The sequence below is a fragment of the Streptomyces sp. NPDC033229 genome (assembly GCF_055576875.1).
The window spans coordinates 110,328-125,192 of record NZ_JBVIQR010000024.1; the positions used below are offsets into that span (position 1 = coordinate 110,328).

15 protein-coding genes are annotated in these 14,865 nt (G+C 69.2%); 10 read left to right on the top strand and 5 right to left on the bottom strand.

Annotated features, from left to right (window positions below):
* The first annotated feature begins 250 nt into the window (after positions 1 to 250).
* The 9 genes from atpB to ACZ53N_RS21770 all read left to right on the top strand — a co-directional run bounded on the left by atpB (position 251) and on the right by ACZ53N_RS21770 (position 7,960).
* On the top strand, positions 251 to 1,045 hold the full coding sequence (atpB, locus tag ACZ53N_RS21730) for a F0F1 ATP synthase subunit A (protein WP_130880319.1): 795 nt from the start codon (positions 251 to 253) through the stop codon (positions 1,043 to 1,045).
* 76 nt (positions 1,046 to 1,121) lie between these two features.
* Positions 1,122 to 1,373 carry an ATP synthase F0 subunit C gene (atpE, locus tag ACZ53N_RS21735; protein ID WP_087926250.1) on the top strand — a complete coding sequence of 84 codons (252 nt, stop codon included), beginning with the start codon at positions 1,122 to 1,124 and terminating at the stop codon, positions 1,371 to 1,373.
* Positions 1,374 to 1,414: 41 nt separating this feature from the next.
* Positions 1,415 to 1,978: a F0F1 ATP synthase subunit B gene (locus ACZ53N_RS21740; protein WP_469142469.1), complete on the top strand. Its 564-nt coding sequence runs from the start codon at positions 1,415 to 1,417 to the stop codon at positions 1,976 to 1,978.
* Positions 1,975 to 2,790 carry a F0F1 ATP synthase subunit delta gene (locus ACZ53N_RS21745; RefSeq protein ID WP_469142470.1) on the top strand — a complete coding sequence of 272 codons (816 nt, stop codon included), beginning with the start codon at positions 1,975 to 1,977 and terminating at the stop codon, positions 2,788 to 2,790. Before ACZ53N_RS21740 ends, ACZ53N_RS21745 begins: the two co-directional genes overlap by 4 nt.
* A gap of 115 nt (positions 2,791 to 2,905) precedes the next feature.
* Complete coding sequence (gene atpA, locus ACZ53N_RS21750; RefSeq protein WP_130879937.1) at positions 2,906 to 4,498, top strand: F0F1 ATP synthase subunit alpha; 1,593 nt, start codon at positions 2,906 to 2,908, stop codon at positions 4,496 to 4,498.
* A 23-nt stretch (positions 4,499 to 4,521) separates the two neighbouring features.
* Complete coding sequence (locus tag ACZ53N_RS21755) at positions 4,522 to 5,439, top strand: F0F1 ATP synthase subunit gamma (protein ID WP_469142471.1); 918 nt, start codon at positions 4,522 to 4,524, stop codon at positions 5,437 to 5,439.
* A 5-nt stretch (positions 5,440 to 5,444) separates the two neighbouring features.
* Entirely contained in the window at positions 5,445 to 6,887 is a 1,443-nt protein-coding gene (gene atpD / locus ACZ53N_RS21760; protein WP_469142472.1) for a F0F1 ATP synthase subunit beta, read from the top strand.
* 128 nt (positions 6,888 to 7,015) lie between these two features.
* The gene (locus ACZ53N_RS21765) at positions 7,016 to 7,390 is read left to right on the top strand and encodes a F0F1 ATP synthase subunit epsilon (RefSeq protein WP_130879940.1); all 375 of its coding nucleotides are present in this window, start codon (positions 7,016 to 7,018) and stop codon (positions 7,388 to 7,390) included.
* Between the two features lie 120 nt (positions 7,391 to 7,510).
* Positions 7,511 to 7,960, top strand: a complete 450-nt coding sequence (locus ACZ53N_RS21770) for a DUF2550 domain-containing protein (protein ID WP_469142473.1) — start codon at positions 7,511 to 7,513, stop codon at positions 7,958 to 7,960.
* 158 nt (positions 7,961 to 8,118) lie between these two features.
* Here ACZ53N_RS21770 and ACZ53N_RS21775 read toward each other — a convergent pair whose 3' ends face one another.
* The 3 genes from ACZ53N_RS21775 to ACZ53N_RS21785 all read right to left on the bottom strand — a co-directional run bounded on the left by ACZ53N_RS21775 (position 8,119) and on the right by ACZ53N_RS21785 (position 12,516).
* Positions 8,119 to 10,440 (bottom strand): glycosyl hydrolase family 18 protein, encoded by a 2,322-nt coding sequence (locus tag ACZ53N_RS21775; protein ID WP_469142474.1) that lies wholly within the window; start codon positions 10,438 to 10,440, stop codon positions 8,119 to 8,121.
* 163 nt (positions 10,441 to 10,603) lie between these two features.
* Positions 10,604 to 11,290, bottom strand: coding sequence for a response regulator (locus ACZ53N_RS21780; RefSeq protein WP_469142475.1), 687 nt, complete (start codon positions 11,288 to 11,290; stop codon positions 10,604 to 10,606).
* A complete protein-coding gene (locus tag ACZ53N_RS21785) occupies positions 11,287 to 12,516 on the bottom strand; it encodes a sensor histidine kinase (RefSeq protein WP_469142476.1) in 1,230 nt (409 codons plus the stop codon). Before ACZ53N_RS21785 ends, ACZ53N_RS21780 begins: the two co-directional genes overlap by 4 nt.
* A gap of 179 nt (positions 12,517 to 12,695) precedes the next feature.
* On the opposite strand from ACZ53N_RS21785, the gene ACZ53N_RS21790 reads away from it, so the two are divergent.
* Positions 12,696 to 13,253 carry a hypothetical protein gene (locus ACZ53N_RS21790; protein ID WP_469142477.1) on the top strand — a complete coding sequence of 186 codons (558 nt, stop codon included), beginning with the start codon at positions 12,696 to 12,698 and terminating at the stop codon, positions 13,251 to 13,253.
* A gap of 155 nt (positions 13,254 to 13,408) precedes the next feature.
* Here ACZ53N_RS21790 and ACZ53N_RS21795 read toward each other — a convergent pair whose 3' ends face one another.
* Both ACZ53N_RS21795 and ACZ53N_RS21800 read right to left on the bottom strand, forming a co-directional pair.
* Complete coding sequence (locus tag ACZ53N_RS21795; protein ID WP_469142478.1) at positions 13,409 to 13,981, bottom strand: cob(I)yrinic acid a,c-diamide adenosyltransferase; 573 nt, start codon at positions 13,979 to 13,981, stop codon at positions 13,409 to 13,411.
* Between the two features lie 14 nt (positions 13,982 to 13,995).
* On the bottom strand, positions 13,996 to 14,760 hold the full coding sequence (locus tag ACZ53N_RS21800) for an ABC transporter permease (RefSeq protein ID WP_469142479.1): 765 nt from the start codon (positions 14,758 to 14,760) through the stop codon (positions 13,996 to 13,998).
* Positions 14,761 to 14,865: the final 105 nt, after the last annotated feature.

Sequence of the window (14,865 nt, forward strand, 5' to 3'; positions counted from 1 at the left end):
CTCACCTGCTATCGTCCGGTGCCATCTGAGGCACAGTGGGCGCAGGCAGCTGAACTCCCGAGTATCCCGGGACGGAATCGGCGGTCCATGCAGCTGATGCCGCTTACGCCGACCGGTCCCGCGCCGGTCACCTGCCCCCCCATCCGCAAGACCAGTCCAGTGCCGTTCCGCGGCTGTGCGCCGCGCCGACACAACGAGGTTGCCGTACCTATGCGCCACGCTGAAGGAGCTCGCGGTGAGTGCTGAACAGATGCTCGCCTTCGAGACCGATTGCCACATCTTCGATGGGTGCGGCTTCCCAGCCCCAGGCCTTCACTCGTTCTTGTTTGAACCGATCTTCAGCATCGGTGGCTTCGACTTCAACAAGCCGATGCTGCTGGCCGTGCTGGGCACGTTCCTGATCATCGGTTTCTTCTGGGCGGCGTTCGGCCGGGCGAAGGTGGTCCCGGGCAAGCTGCAGATGGTCGGTGAGGCGGGTTACGACTTCGTACGCCGCGGCATCGTCTACGAGGCGCTCGGCAAGAAGGAGGGCGAGAAGTACGTCCCCTTCATGGTCTCGCTGTTCTTCTTCGTCTGGATCATGAACCTCTGGTCGATCATTCCGGTCGCCCAGTTCCCCGTGACCTCGATCATCGCCTTCCCGGCGGCGCTCGCGCTGATCGTCTACGTCCTGTGGATGTACCTGACGTTCAAGAAGCACGGCTTCGTCGGCGGTCTGAAGAACATCACCGGCTACGACAAGTCGCTCGGTGGCGTCCTCCCGCTCGCGGTGACCCTGGAGTTCTTCTCGAACGTGCTGGTCAGGCCGTTCACCCACGCGGTGCGACTCTTCGCCAACATGTTCGCCGGTCACCTGCTGATCCTGATGTTCACCATCGCCAGCTGGTACCTGCTGAACGGGATCGGCATCGCCTACGCGGGTGTCTCGTTCGTGATGACCATCGTGATGACCGCCTTCGAGCTGTTCATCCAGGCCGTCCAGGCGTACGTCTTCGTGCTGCTGGCCACCAACTACGTTCAGGGCGCGCTCGCCGAGCACCACTGAGTGCCCTCGCCTCCCAGTCCAACAATCGTCCGGTGGCCAACCCCCACCGGTCCGTGAAAGAGAAGGAAGAACGAGCATGTCTGCTGCTCTCCAGACCATCGCCGCTGGTGTCGAGATCAAGGGCAACCTCGGCTCGATCGGCTACGGCCTCGCCGCGATCGGCCCCGGCGTCGGCGTCGGCATCGTCTTCGGTAACGGCACCCAGGCGCTGGCCCGTCAGCCCGAGGCCGCCGGCCTGATCCGCGCCAACCAGATCCTCGGCTTCGCCTTCTGTGAGGCGCTCGCCCTGATCGGCCTGGTCATGCCGTTCGTCTACCCGTCTGCCTGATCACGGTCCGACGACCACTGTTTTCGACGGAAGGCATTGATGTGAAAGCCCTGCTCTTGGCGAGCGAGGGGGAAGTGGAAGCTCCCCTCCTGCCGCCGATCCCAGAGCTCGTCATCGGTCTGATCGCCTTCGCCATCGTCTTCTTCTTCCTGGCCAAGAAGCTCTCTCCGAAGATCAACAAGGTTCTGGAAGAGCGCCGCGAGGCCATCGAAGGCGGTCTGGAGAAGGCCGCGGCCGCGCAGGCCGAGGCGCAGCAGGTGCTCGACGACTACCGGGTACAGCTCGCCGACGCCCGCCACGAGGCCGCGCGTCTGCGCCAGGAGGCGCAGGAGCAGGGCGTCGCGATGATCGCCGAGATGCGGTCCGAGGGTCAGCGTCAGCGCGAGGAGATCATCGCGGCCGGCCACGCCCAGATCGAGGCCGACCGCAAGTCCGCAGCGGCTTCGCTGCGACAGGACGTGGGCCAGCTGGCCGGCGACCTGGCGGCCAAGCTCGTGGGTGAGTCCCTCAAGGACGCCACCCGGCAGAGCCGGACCATCGACCGCTTCCTCGACGAACTCGAGAACAAGTCGGCCGGTGCGGCGAAGGCAGAGGTGACCCGATGAGCGGAGCGAGCCGCGAGGCCCTGGCCTCCGCACGCGAGAGCCTCGACGCGCTGGCGGACAACACGTCCGTGGACGCGGCGAAGCTCGCCGAGGAGCTTGCCGCCGTCACCGCGCTGCTCGACCGCGAGGTGTCGCTGCGTCGGGTCCTGACCGACCCGGCGCAGTCCGGCGAGGCCAAGGCCGAGCTTGCCCGGCGGCTGCTGGGCGGCCAGGTGGGCGGCGAGACCGCCGATCTGGTGGCCGGCATGGTCCGCTCCCGCTGGTCGCGTTCGCGTGACCTCGTGGACGCGATCGAGGAGCTGGCCGACAGCGCCGACTTCATCGCGGCCCAGCGGACCGATGTCCTGGACGACGTCGAGGACGAGCTGTTCCGCTTCGGCCGGATCGTCACCGCGAACGCCGAGCTGCGGTCGGCGCTGACCGACAAGGTCGCGAGCCGTTCGGCCAAGGCCGAGCTGCTGCACAGCCTGCTGGGCGGCCGGGCCAACCCGGTCACCGAGCGTCTGGTGATCCGACTCGTCACGCACCCGCGTGGCCGTAGCCTGGAAGCGGGGCTCACCGCCCTCTCCAAGCTGGCCGCCGACCGCCGGGACCGGATGGTCGCGGAGGTCAGGTCCGCGGTACCGCTGAACGACCAGCAGAAGCAGCGCCTCGGTGAGGCGCTGGCCAAGCTGTACGGACGGCGTGTCCACCTCAACCTGGACGTGGACCCCGAGGTTCTCGGTGGTGTCCAGGTGCGGATCGGTGACGAGGTCATCAACGGCACCATCGCGGACCGGCTCGCCGAGGCGAGCCGCCGGATGGCCGGCTGACAGCCACCAACTCAAGAGCATGACTGACGGCCCGAGTTGGGCCGACGGTGACCTCTGGAGGGCTTCCTCCAGAGAAGAAATACTTCGGGCCCAACAAGGAGAGCAGGGAACCCAGATGGCGGAGCTCACGATCCGGCCGGAGGAGATCCGGGACGCGCTGGAGAACTTTGTCCAGGCGTACAAGCCGGACGCGGCCTCGCGCGAGGAGGTCGGTACGGTCAGCGTTGCCGGCGACGGCATCGCGAAGGTCGAGGGTCTTCCCTCGGCCATGGCGAACGAGCTGCTGCGGTTCGAGGACGGAACCCTCGGTCTCGCCCTCAACCTCGAGGAGCGCGAGATCGGTGCGGTCGTCCTCGGCGAGTTCAGCGGCATCGAGGAGGGCCAGCCGGTGCAGCGCACCGGTGAGGTGCTCTCCGTCGCGGTAGGCGAGGGTTACCTCGGCCGCGTCGTCGACCCGCTGGGCAACCCGATCGACGGCCTCGGCGAGATCGCGACCGAAGGTCGCCGCGCCCTGGAGCTGCAGGCTCCTGGCGTCATGGTCCGCAAGTCGGTGCACGAGCCGATGCAGACCGGCCTCAAGGCCGTCGACGCGATGGTGCCGATCGGCCGTGGCCAGCGTCAGCTGATCATCGGCGACCGCCAGACCGGCAAGACCGCGCTGGCCGTCGACACGATCATCAACCAGCGCGACAACTGGCGCTCCGGCGACCCGAAGAAGCAGGTCCGCTGCATCTACGTCGCCATCGGCCAGAAGGGCTCCACCATCGCGTCCGTGCGCGGTGCGCTGGAGGAGGCCGGCGCCCTGGAGTACACGACGATCGTCGCGGCTCCGGCGTCCGACCCGGCCGGCTTCAAGTACCTCGCCCCGTACACCGGCTCGGCCATCGGCCAGCACTGGATGTACCAGGGCAAGCACGTCCTGATCGTCTTCGACGACCTGTCGAAGCAGGCCGACGCCTACCGCGCCGTGTCCCTGCTGCTGCGCCGCCCGCCGGGCCGTGAGGCCTACCCGGGTGACGTCTTCTACCTGCACTCGCGTCTGCTGGAGCGCTGCGCCAAGCTCTCCGACGACATGGGCGCCGGTTCGATGACGGGTCTGCCGATCGTCGAGACCAAGGCGAACGACGTGTCGGCGTTCATCCCGACCAACGTCATCTCCATCACCGACGGCCAGTGCTTCCTGGAGTCCGACCTGTTCAACGCGGGCCAGCGCCCGGCGCTGAACGTCGGTATCTCGGTCTCCCGCGTCGGTGGCTCGGCCCAGCACAAGGCCATGAAGCAGGTCTCCGGCCGACTCCGTGTCGACCTCGCCCAGTACCGCGAGCTGGAGGCGTTCGCCGCCTTCGGTTCCGACCTGGACGCGGCCTCGAAGTCGCAGCTGGAGCGCGGCAAGCGCATGGTCGAGCTGCTGAAGCAGGGCCAGTACGCCCCGTACTCGGTCGAGAACCAGGTCGTCTCCGTCTGGGCCGGCACCACCGGCAAGATGGACGACGTGCCGGTCGAGGACATCCAGCGCTTCGAGCGCGAGATGCTCGACTACCTGGGCCGCGAGCACAAGGGCCTGATGGACAGCATTGTCGAGGGCGGCAAGATGTCCGACGACACCCTCCAGGCGCTCGCCGACGCCATCGCCACCTTCAAGAAGCAGTTCGAGACCTCGGACGGCAAGCTTCTCGGTGACGACGCCACGGCCGGCTCCGCGAAGTGACGACGACGGAAGGGACCTGATCCATGGGAGCCCAGCTCCGGGTCTACAAGCGTCGCATCCGCTCCGTCACCGCGACCAAGAAGATCACCAAGGCGATGGAGATGATCGCCGCCTCGCGCATCGTCAAGGCGCAGCGCCAGGTGGCGGCATCGACGCCGTACGCGAGTGAGCTCACCCGCGCGGTGACGGCGGTTGCCACCGGCTCGAACACCAAGCACGCCCTCACCACCGAGGTCGAGAACCCGGTCCGCGCCGCGGTGCTGCTCGTCACGAGCGACCGCGGTCTGGCCGGCGGCTACTCCTCCAACGCCATCAAGGCCGCGGACAAGCTCACCGAGCGCCTGCGCTCGGAGGGCAAGGAGGTCGTGACGTACATCATCGGCCGCAAGGGCGTGGCGTACTACGGCTTCCGGGAGCGTCCGGTGGCCCAGTCGTGGACCGGCTTCACCGACAGCCCGACCTACGCGGACGCCAAGAAGGTCGCGGGTCCGCTCATCGAGGCGGTCCAGCGGGACACCGCCGAGGGCGGCGTCGACGAGCTGCACATCGTCTTCACCGAGTTCGTCTCGATGATGACGCAGTCGCCGGTGGAGAAGCGGCTGCTGCCGCTCAGCCTCGATGTGACGGACGAGGCCGAGGAGGCGGGCAAGGGCAAGATCCTTCCGCTCTTCGACTTCGAGCCGTCGGCCGAGGGTGTCCTCGACGCGCTGCTGCCGCGGTACGTCGAGAGCCGGATCTACAACGCGCTGCTGCAGTCGGCTGCCTCCGAGCACGCCGCCCGCCGTCGCGCGATGAAGTCGGCGACCGACAACGCCGGCGAACTCATCAAGTCGCTCTCGCGGCTTGCGAACGCGGCCCGCCAGGCCGAAATCACCCAGGAAATCAGCGAGATCGTCGGTGGCTCCAGTGCCCTGGCCGACGCGAACGCGGGGAGTGACTGACCACTATGACCACGACTGTTGAAACCGCCACGGCCACCGGCCGCGTCGCGCGGGTCATCGGCCCGGTCGTCGACGTGGAGTTCCCCGTCGACGCGATGCCGGAGATCTACAACGCGCTGCACGTCCAGGTCGCCGACCCGGCCGAGAACGGCAAGCTCAAGACGCTGACCCTCGAGGTCGCCCAGCACCTGGGTGACGGCCTGGTCCGCGCCATCTCCATGCAGCCCACCGACGGTCTGGTCCGCCAGGCCGCGGTGACCGACACCGGCGCGGGCATCACCGTGCCCGTCGGTGACGTCACCAAGGGCAAGGTGTTCAACACCCTCGGCGAGATCCTGAACGTGGACCCGTCCACGGTCGAGGTCACCGAGCGCTGGCCGATCCACCGCAAGGCCCCGAACTTCGACCAGCTCGAGTCGAAGACCGAGATGTTCGAGACCGGCGTCAAGGTCATCGACCTGCTGACCCCGTACGTCAAGGGCGGCAAGATCGGTCTGTTCGGTGGTGCCGGTGTCGGCAAGACCGTGCTGATCCAGGAAATGATCTACCGCGTGGCCAACAACCACGACGGTGTGTCGGTGTTCGCCGGTGTCGGTGAGCGCACTCGTGAGGGCAACGACCTCATCGAGGAAATGACCGACTCGGGCGTCATCGACAAGACGGCGCTCGTCTTCGGCCAGATGGACGAGCCCCCGGGCACCCGTCTGCGCGTCGCCCTGGCCGGTCTGACCATGGCGGAGTACTTCCGCGATGTGCAGAAGCAGGACGTGCTCTTCTTCATCGACAACATCTTCCGGTACACCCAGGCCGGTTCCGAGGTGTCCACCCTGCTCGGCCGTATGCCGTCCGCGGTGGGTTACCAGCCGAACCTGGCGGACGAGATGGGTCTGCTGCAGGAGCGCATCACCTCGACGCGTGGTCACTCGATCACGTCGATGCAGGCGATCTACGTCCCCGCGGACGACCTGACCGACCCGGCCCCGGCCACGACCTTCGCGCACCTCGACGCGACGACCGTGCTGTCGCGTCCGATCTCGGAGAAGGGCATCTACCCGGCGGTCGACCCGCTGGACTCGACGTCCCGCATCCTGGACCCGCGCTACATCGCGCAGGAGCACTACGACGCCGCCATGCGCGTCAAGACGATCCTGCAGAAGTACAAGGACCTCCAGGACATCATCGCGATCCTCGGTATCGACGAGCTGGGCGAGGAGGACAAGCTCGTTGTCCACCGTGCCCGTCGCGTCGAGCGCTTCCTGTCGCAGAACACCCACGTGGCGAAGCAGTTCACCGGCGTGGACGGTTCGGACGTGCCGCTGGACGAGTCGATCGCCGCGTTCAACGCGATCTGCGACGGCGACTACGACCACTTCCCCGAGCAGGCGTTCTTCATGTGCGGTGGCCTCGAGGACCTCAAGGCCAACGCCAAGGAGCTGGGCGTCTCCTGATCCTCGGGCTCGTCGAGCCCTGTGATCAGCGGTCCGGGGGCGGGGCTCCCCCGCCCCCGGACCGTACGTCCCCTATTCTTTGACCCAACACCTGTCAGACCCGGCAGGTGGAGACCCGAGGAGCCACGTTGGCTGCTGAGCTGCACGTCGAGCTGGTCGCGGCGGACCGAAGCGTCTGGTCCGGCGAGGCCACTCTGGTCATCGCGCGAACCACATCGGGCGACATCGGCGTCATGCCCGGCCACCAGCCGCTGCTCGGTGTGCTGGAGTCCGGCCCGGTGACGATCAAGACCGCGGACGGCAATGTCGTCGCTGCGGTGCACGGTGGATTCATCTCGTTCGCGGACGACAAGCTCTCGCTGCTCGCCGAGGTCGCGGAGCTGGCCGACGAGATCGACGTCCAGCGCGCGGAGCGGGCGCTGGAGCGCGCGAAGGCCGAGGCCGACGCGCACGCCGAGCGTCGTGCGGATGTCCGGCTGCGTTCGGTCACGGGCGTTCACTGAACCCCGCGACTCACTGAGTTCGTCCCTCAGCCGCGGACCGCACTGGAGTTCTCCAGGGCGGTCCGCGGCTGAGGCAATACAGGTGCGGTTGCTCTAGATGATGCGAGGAGGTCGGTGGAGATGGTCCTCGCTCTGCTCGTGAGCGGCATCGTCGTCTTGCTGGTTTTGGTGGGACTCTTCGTCTTCGGGCTGCGCAGACGGCTCATCCAGCGGTCGGGGGGAACCTTCGACTGCAGCCTGCGCTGGAACGTCCCCGAGGACGACCCCGAGCCGGCGGGCAAGGGGTGGGTGTACGGCGTAGCGCGGTACAACGGTGACCGGATCGAGTGGTTCCGGGTCTTCTCGTACGCGTACCGGCCCCGCCGGTTCCTGGAGCGTGCCTCGATCGAGGTGCTGGAGCGGCGTACGCCGCAGGGCGAGGAGGAGCTGGCCCTGCTGTCCGACGCCGTCGTCCTGGTCTGCATGCACCGCGGTACGCGGCTGGAACTGGCGATGAGCGAGGACGCCCTGACCGGCTTCCTGGCGTGGCTGGAGGCGGCGCCGCCGGGGCAGAGGGTCAACGTGGCGTAGGCCCCCGGGCCGTCTGCGGCGGCGAGCGCCCTGCGGGCGCGTCTCCCCCCAGCGGGCTGGTATTGGCTGAGGTCAGCCAATACCAGCCCGTCCGGCGTTTGAGGACACCGCCGCGCAGCGGTGGTGCGCCCGCGCGATCCGCCGGACAGGTACGGCGGCTATCGCAAACCGCTGTCGACGGCGGTCATGAGCGTCCCACTGTCACCTGACATCTCCCAGATCATCACCCCGCCGAGGCTCTTCGACCTGAGCCAGGCGGTCTTTTTGTTGATGGACCAGACGTCGTCGAAGGTCCACCACTGGCCCTTGTCGCCCGTGTAGCCGTACGTCGCGACCGACTGCTCGTCGTGGTGCACGGTCAGGTTGGGGACGGACGCGAGCAGGTTGTCGTAGCCGCGGGTGCCGGCCTCCTCCGGGAACTGGCCGGGGGCCGCGCCGCCCGCCGCCTGCCACTCGCCGCGCGCGCCGCCGTCGGCGACCTGCTGCCAGCCGCGGCCGTAGAACGCGAGGCCGAGGACGACCTTGCGCGGGTCGACGCCGGCGTCGAGGTATGCCTGGACGGTCGACTCGACGCTGAACTTCGTTGGGTACGGGTCCTGGGCGTCGGTGTAGAGATTCCCCTGGTGGCCCGTGCGGTTCGGCTCCCAGCTGTTGTCGCTGCCGGAGCCGTGGAAGTCGTAGCCCTGGACGTTGGCGTAGTCCATGTAGTCGAGGACGCTGGGCGTGCCGTCCTTGGTGGTGATGTCCCAGCCCGCCTCGATCTTGCCCGGGTCGGCCGGGGTGAAGGCCGTGAGCAGGTACTTCTTGCCGGTCGTGGTGCTCAGGGCGTCGAGCTGGCGGCGGAACTCGGCGAACAGCAGGGTGTTGTTCGCCTTGTCGTCCTTCGAGACGTGGTTTCCGGCGTGGCCGTCGGAGCCCGGCCACTCCCAGTCGAGGTCGAAGCCGTCGAAGACGCCTGCCGCGGCCCCGGCGCCGCCGCGCCCGCCGGTGGTCGGCAGGTTGCCCTTGATGTACATGTCGACGCAGGACTTCACGAACTTCTGCCGGGAGGCGTCCGTCCTGGCCACGTCGGAGAAGTACTTGCTGTAGGTCCAGCCTCCGACGGAGATCAGGGTCTTGAGCTTGGGGTACTTGGCCTTGAGCTTCTTGAGCTGGTTGTAGTTGCCCGCCAGCGGCTGGTCCCAGGTGTCGGCCACGCCGTCGACGGACTCGCCCGCCCCGAAGCCCTTCTCGTAGTCGGCCCAGGCGTCGCCCGCGCCGTCACCCTGGTTGGGGTCCTGGGGGTTGGGGGAGGTGGCCTTGGTGACGCCGTTGAGACAGGTGAGGTTCACCGGGTCGATGTTGGAGAACGAGTAGTTGAGGTGTGTGAGCTTGGCGGCGGCGCCCGTGGTGTCCAGGGACTTCACCGTGTAGCCGCGCCCGTAGATGCCCCACTGCACGAAGTAGCCGACCTTCGCGTACTCGCCGGGCTGCCCGCCCCCGCCCGTGGTCCGGACGGTCAGCGGCGGGCTGGACTTGCCGGTCTGGTCGGCGGTGTCGCGGGCGACGACGGTGTAGGCGTAGTCGGTGCCGGGAGTGAGCCCGGTGTCCTTCCAGGCGAGCTTGGCCACGGTCGCGACCTTGGTGGTGCCGCGGTAGACGTCGTAGTTCTTGATGCCCTTGTCGTCGGTGGCGGCGGTCCACTTCAGTGCGACGGAGGTGTCGGTAACGGCGGTGGCCTGGGGGGTGCCGGGGGCGGAGGGCGGTTTGTCGGTGCCGCCGCCCGTGCTCGTACGGACGGTGGTGGGCGGGGAGGCGGGTCCGGTCCGGCCGGAGGTGTCCCGGGCGACGACGGTGTAGGTGTACTCGGTGTCGGCGGTCAGACCGGTGTCGGTGAAGGTGGTGCCGGAGACCGTGCCGACGACGGTCTTGTCGCGCAGGACGTCGTAGTTCTTGACGCCCTTGTCGTCCGTGGCCGCCGCCCAGCTCAGCGAGACGCTGTTCTCGGTGACGCCGGTGGAGGTGGCCTGACCGGGCGCGCTCGGCGGGTCGTCGCCCGAGGAGCCGTCGCAGGGGCCGCCGTCCAGCCTGCAGCCGCTCGGCTCGCCGTCGCCGGAGGCGACGAAGCCGAAGGAGACGCTGGCGCCGGGGGCGATGGTGCCGTTGTACTCGCGGTTCTTCGCGGTGTGGTGCCCGCCGGTGGAAGTGATCAGGGCGTCCCAGTAGGCGCCGACGGTGGTGGTGGCGGGGAAGTCCCACTCGACGGTCCACCCGTTGATGGTGGTGGTGCCGGTGTTCTTCACCGTCCACTGGCCCTGGAAGCCGCTGCCCCACTCGGAGGTCTTGGCGAAGGAGGCCGTCGCGGAGGCCGCCGCCTGGGCCGGTGCGGCAGCCAGGCCGACCAGCGTGGCGAGCGGGAGCAGTAGTGCGGCGAGCACCACGACGGCTCGGGAAGCGATGCGTTTGGTGTGTCTGGTATGTCCTGAGGTTCCTGTGCTCAAGGGAAACTCCTTGAGTGTGGGGGCACCTCCCAGCGGTGGGCTGGGGGAGTCCTTAACTGGTGGGGGACGAACGTCGGAACCTGTGCGCAGCCCGGTGAGTGTGCGTTATATGAACACCCTCACCACAGTTGTGAGGGGAGGGTAAGAAGGTCTGGACCAACGGTCAAGAGGTCTGGACCAGGCCCAACTCCTGGGCCAGTACGGCCGCCTGTACCCGGCTGCGCAGCTCCAGCTTCCCCAGCAACCGGCTGACGTGCGTCTTGACCGTCGCTTCCGCCATCCCCAGCCGCTCGGCGATCTGCGCGTTCGACAGCCCCGCCCCGAGTGCCGCCAGCACCTCGCGCTCGCGGCGTGTCAGGGCGTCGAGGACGGCGGGGTCGGGCGCGTTCGCCGACCGCGCGGGCACGGGGCGGGCGAACTCCGCGATCAGCCGGCGCGTCACGGCCGGGGAGATCAGCCCCTCGCCGCGCGCGACGGTCCGGACGGCCGCGACCAGGTCGGCGGCCTCGCTGTTCTTGAGCAGGAACCCGGCCGCCCCCGCGCGCAGCGCCCCGAAGACGTACTCGTCCAGGTCGAACGTGGTCAGCACGAGGACGTCCGCCAGCCCCTCGGCGACGATCAGCCGCGTCGCCGACACCCCGTCCAGACGCGGCATCTGTACGTCCATCAGCACCAGATCGGGCCGCAGCTCGCGGGCCAGCCGCACAGCCTCCTCGCCGTCCGGGGCCTCGCCGACGACCTCGACTCCGGGCGCCGAACGCAGGATGAGCACCAGCCCGGACCGCACAGCGGCCTGGTCGTCGGCGACCACGACGCGGATGTGCCCGGCGGTCGTCTCGTGGTCCGTCATGGCGTCCCCTCCTCTTCCACGGGCAGTTCCGCCCGTACCTCCCAGAACTTCTCTCCGTCGGATCCGGCCACCGGGCCTGCCTCCAACGCCCCGCCCAGCAGGGCGACCCGCTCCCGCATACCGACCAGCCCGGCCCCCGCGCCCGGGGCCCGGGGGCCGTGCCGGTCGCCGCCCAGCGAGCTGGTCACCCGCACGGCCAGCGCCCCGGCACCCGGCCCGCCGCCCTGCCCGTCGCGGGACAGCTCCACCACCACCTCGCCCGGCGCCGCGTGCTTGACGGCGTTGGTCAGCGATTCCTGCACGATGCGGTACGCCGCCAGCTCCACCGGCGCCGGGAGGGTGCCCGGGCCGCGCGCGTCCCGCAGGACGAAGACGAAGCGGTCGTCGCGCACGGTCGTACGGGCCCGCGCGAGCAGCGCGTCGACTCCGTCGAGCCGGGGCGAGGCGGCGGGCCCCTCCTCGGGGACCGCGTGACGCAGGAGCCCGATGAGACGGCGCATCTCGGCGAGCCCCTGCACGCTGTTCTCCCGGATCACGGTCAGCGCCTCACTGGACGCCTTGGGATCGCCTATCGACAGCGCGGCCGTGGAGTGGATCGCGATGGCCGACAGATGCCCCGCGACCATGTCGTGCAGCTCGCGCGCCATCCGGGCGCGCTCCGCGCCGACCGCCTCACGCCGGTCCAGCTCGGCCAGCAGCGCGGTCCGCTCGGCCTCCAGCCGCGCCGCGTGGGCGGCGTCCCGGTGCTCACGGATACCGATGCCGGTCCAGGCGGGGGCGATGGTCAGCACCCCGACGCCGAAGCCGATGAGCAGCGCCTCCGGCTCCCGGATGACGGCCAGGGCCAGCAGCGTCGCGATGCCCGTCACCAGCTCGCAGGCGCGCGGAATGCGCCGGGCGACGGAGAGCCGCCCGTACAGCGTGGCCGCGTACACGACGTCCGTGTACATGGCGATCGTCGCGACGAGCGAACCCGTGCAGATGTCGAGCACGATCGTGACCGTGCCGATCACGAGCCCGGTCAGCGGGGCGCTGCGCCGCAGCAACTCGGTGCCGCACATGATGCCCAGCGCGACCAGGGACAGCCACTTCGGCAGCCCGAGCACCGCCGGGTCGCTGCTCAGCCCGAGGAACCACAGGGTGAGCCCGCCGAGCAGCCCGACGGCCGCGATGAGGACGTCGTCACGGTGGGGACGGCTGGGGAGGCTGCGGGTGCTGGCCGGCATGGATCCATCACAGCATGTCGGAGAGGGTGCGGACGTCCCCTGCGGGGCCCTTCGCGAGGGGCTTCGGTACATCGAAGGATGCAGCGCGGGATCGTCACGCGCGACGACGAGACGCGGCCGGCCGGCGGCGACGCTGGAGAGGTCCCGTACGAGGGGGCGGTAAGGGAAGGAGAGACCCCGTGATCGTCACGCTGATCATCGTCTGTGAGGTCGGCTTCTGGGTGCTGCTGGCCGGTGGCCTGAGCCTGCGCTACCTGGCGAAGATGCCCCGCACCGGCGCGGCCGTGCTGCTGCTGGAGCCCGTGCTGGAGCTGGTGCTGCTGGTCGCCACCGCGATAGATCTGCGGGGCGGTGCCGAGGCCGACTGGAAGCACGGCCTGGCGGCGGTCTACATCGGCTACTCGGTCGGTCTGGGCCACACCACGATCAAGTGGGTCGACCAGCGCTTCGCCCACCGCTTCGCGGGCGGCCCCCCGCCGCTCAAGGCACCGAAGTACGGCATGGCGCGCACGGTCCACGAGTGGAAGACCGCCGGCCGCTGGGTGCTGGCGTCGGTCGTCGCCATGGGCCTGCTCCAGGCCGCGATCTGGTACGTCGGCGACTCGGGCGACATCAGCTCGCTGCGCGCCTGGCAGACGAAGATGCTCTTCGTGATCGGCATCAACCTGGCCATCGCGGCGAGCTACACGATTTGGCCGAAGCGGCCGAAGGACAGCCGTGCCGAACGGATTACGTGAGCGGGTGTCTGCGGGCGCGTGTCGTCCGCACCACCGCTGCGCGGCGGACCTCAATCGCCGGACGGGCTCAATTGAGTGCGCTGGGGGTCCCCCCAGCGGTAGCTGGGGGAGATCGAGGACGCGCCCGCAGGGCGCTCGCCGCCGCAGGCGGCAGGCTAGCGGTCACCGCCCGGTACCCAGAGCACGTCCCCCAGCTCCTTGTTCGCCGTCCTCGCCAGGATGAACAGCAGGTCCGAGAGCCGGTTGAGGTAGGTCGCCGTCAGCGGGTTCATGATGTCGGCGTGCAGCTCCAGCGCCGCCCATGTGGAGCGCTCGGCGCGCCGGACCACCGTGCACGCCTGGTGCAGCAGGGCCGCGCCGGGCGTGCCGCCGGGGAGGATGAAGCTGCGCAGCTTCTCCAGGTCCTCCAGGAAGTGGTCGCAGTCCGCCTCCAGCTTGTCGACGTAGGACTGCTCGACCCGCAGCGGCGGGTACTTCGGCTCCTCGACGACCGGCGTCGCCAGGTCCGCGCCGACGTCGAAGAGGTCGTTCTGCACCCGTACGAGTACCTTGACGACCTCCTCCGGCAGCTGCCCCAGCGCGATGGCCACGCCGATCGCGGCATTCGCCTCGTTCGCGTCGGCGTACGCCGCGATCCGGGTGTCGGTCTTCACGGTACGGCTCATGTCGCCGAGGGCGGTCGTGCCGTCGTCCCCGGTGCGGGTGTAGATGCGCGTCAGATTGACCATGGGTCCGAGCCTAGCTACGCACCGGCCGCACGGAAGAGCCGTGTGCCCGCCGTCACGGAGACGGCGGCCAGGGCGAGTGCCGCGAGAGCGCCGTGGAGCATGGCCGGAGCGGTGTAGTGGCCGACGAACGCCGCGCGTACCGCGTCGACCGGATAGCGCAGCGGCATCAGGTGGGAGAGCGCGTCGAGCCAGCCGGGCGCCAGCGACATCGGCAGCATCAGGCCCGACAGCAGCATCGCGGGCAGGTTGACGGCGTTGACGACCGGGGCGAACGCCTGGGGAGCGGAGGCCTTCATGGCCAGCGCGTAGGACAGCGACGCCAGCGAGGCCGCCAACAGGGCGACGAAGGCGAAGCCGATGAGCACGCCGGGCAATGGCGCGCGCAGCCCCATGGCGACGGCCGCGAGGACGAGCAGCCCGGCCTGGAAGGTCAACAGCACCGCGTCGCGCAGCACCCGTCCCAGCAGCAGGGCCAGTCGGCTGACCGGGGTCACCCGCATGCGCTCGACCACGCCGTGCTGCTTCTCCATCAGCAGGCCGATCCCGGCGAAGCCCGCGCCGAACAGCGCGAGTTGGAGCAGCAGCCCGGGGACGAGGATCTGCCAGGAGCTGCCCGAGGAGCCGAGCGGCACGTCGGTGAGCAGGGGCCCGTAGAGAACGAGGTAGAGCAGCGGCATCAGCATGCCGAAGGTGACGGCCATCTTCGAGCGCAGGGTCTGCCGGGCGTAGCGCCCGAAGACCAGCGCGGTGTCGGAGAGGAGTCGGGGGGCGGAGGGCATCGCGGTTGCTCCTAGACGAGTCATTCCGATGTGATCAGTGGTCATAAGCGATCAAGGAGCGTATGACGGGCTGGCCGGTCTTGTGGTTGTGCCAGATCGCGGCGG

Coding starts and splice junctions, on each gene's coding strand:
- atpB (WP_130880319.1), top strand. CDS start 251: ATGCTCGCCTTCGAGACCGATTGCCACATCTTCGATGGGTGCGGCTTC.
- atpE (WP_087926250.1), top strand. CDS start 1,122: ATGTCTGCTGCTCTCCAGACCATCGCCGCTGGTGTCGAGATCAAGGGC.
- ACZ53N_RS21745 (WP_469142470.1), top strand. CDS start 1,975: ATGAGCGGAGCGAGCCGCGAGGCCCTGGCCTCCGCACGCGAGAGCCTC.
- atpA (WP_130879937.1), top strand. CDS start 2,906: ATGGCGGAGCTCACGATCCGGCCGGAGGAGATCCGGGACGCGCTGGAG.
- ACZ53N_RS21755 (WP_469142471.1), top strand. CDS start 4,522: ATGGGAGCCCAGCTCCGGGTCTACAAGCGTCGCATCCGCTCCGTCACC.
- atpD (WP_469142472.1), top strand. CDS start 5,445: ATGACCACGACTGTTGAAACCGCCACGGCCACCGGCCGCGTCGCGCGG.
- ACZ53N_RS21770 (WP_469142473.1), top strand. CDS start 7,511: ATGGTCCTCGCTCTGCTCGTGAGCGGCATCGTCGTCTTGCTGGTTTTG.
- ACZ53N_RS21780 (WP_469142475.1), bottom strand. CDS start 11,290: ATGACGGACCACGAGACGACCGCCGGGCACATCCGCGTCGTGGTCGCC.
- ACZ53N_RS21785 (WP_469142476.1), bottom strand. CDS start 12,516: ATGCCGGCCAGCACCCGCAGCCTCCCCAGCCGTCCCCACCGTGACGAC.
- ACZ53N_RS21795 (WP_469142478.1), bottom strand. CDS start 13,981: ATGGTCAATCTGACGCGCATCTACACCCGCACCGGGGACGACGGCACG.
- ACZ53N_RS21800 (WP_469142479.1), bottom strand. CDS start 14,760: ATGCCCTCCGCCCCCCGACTCCTCTCCGACACCGCGCTGGTCTTCGGG.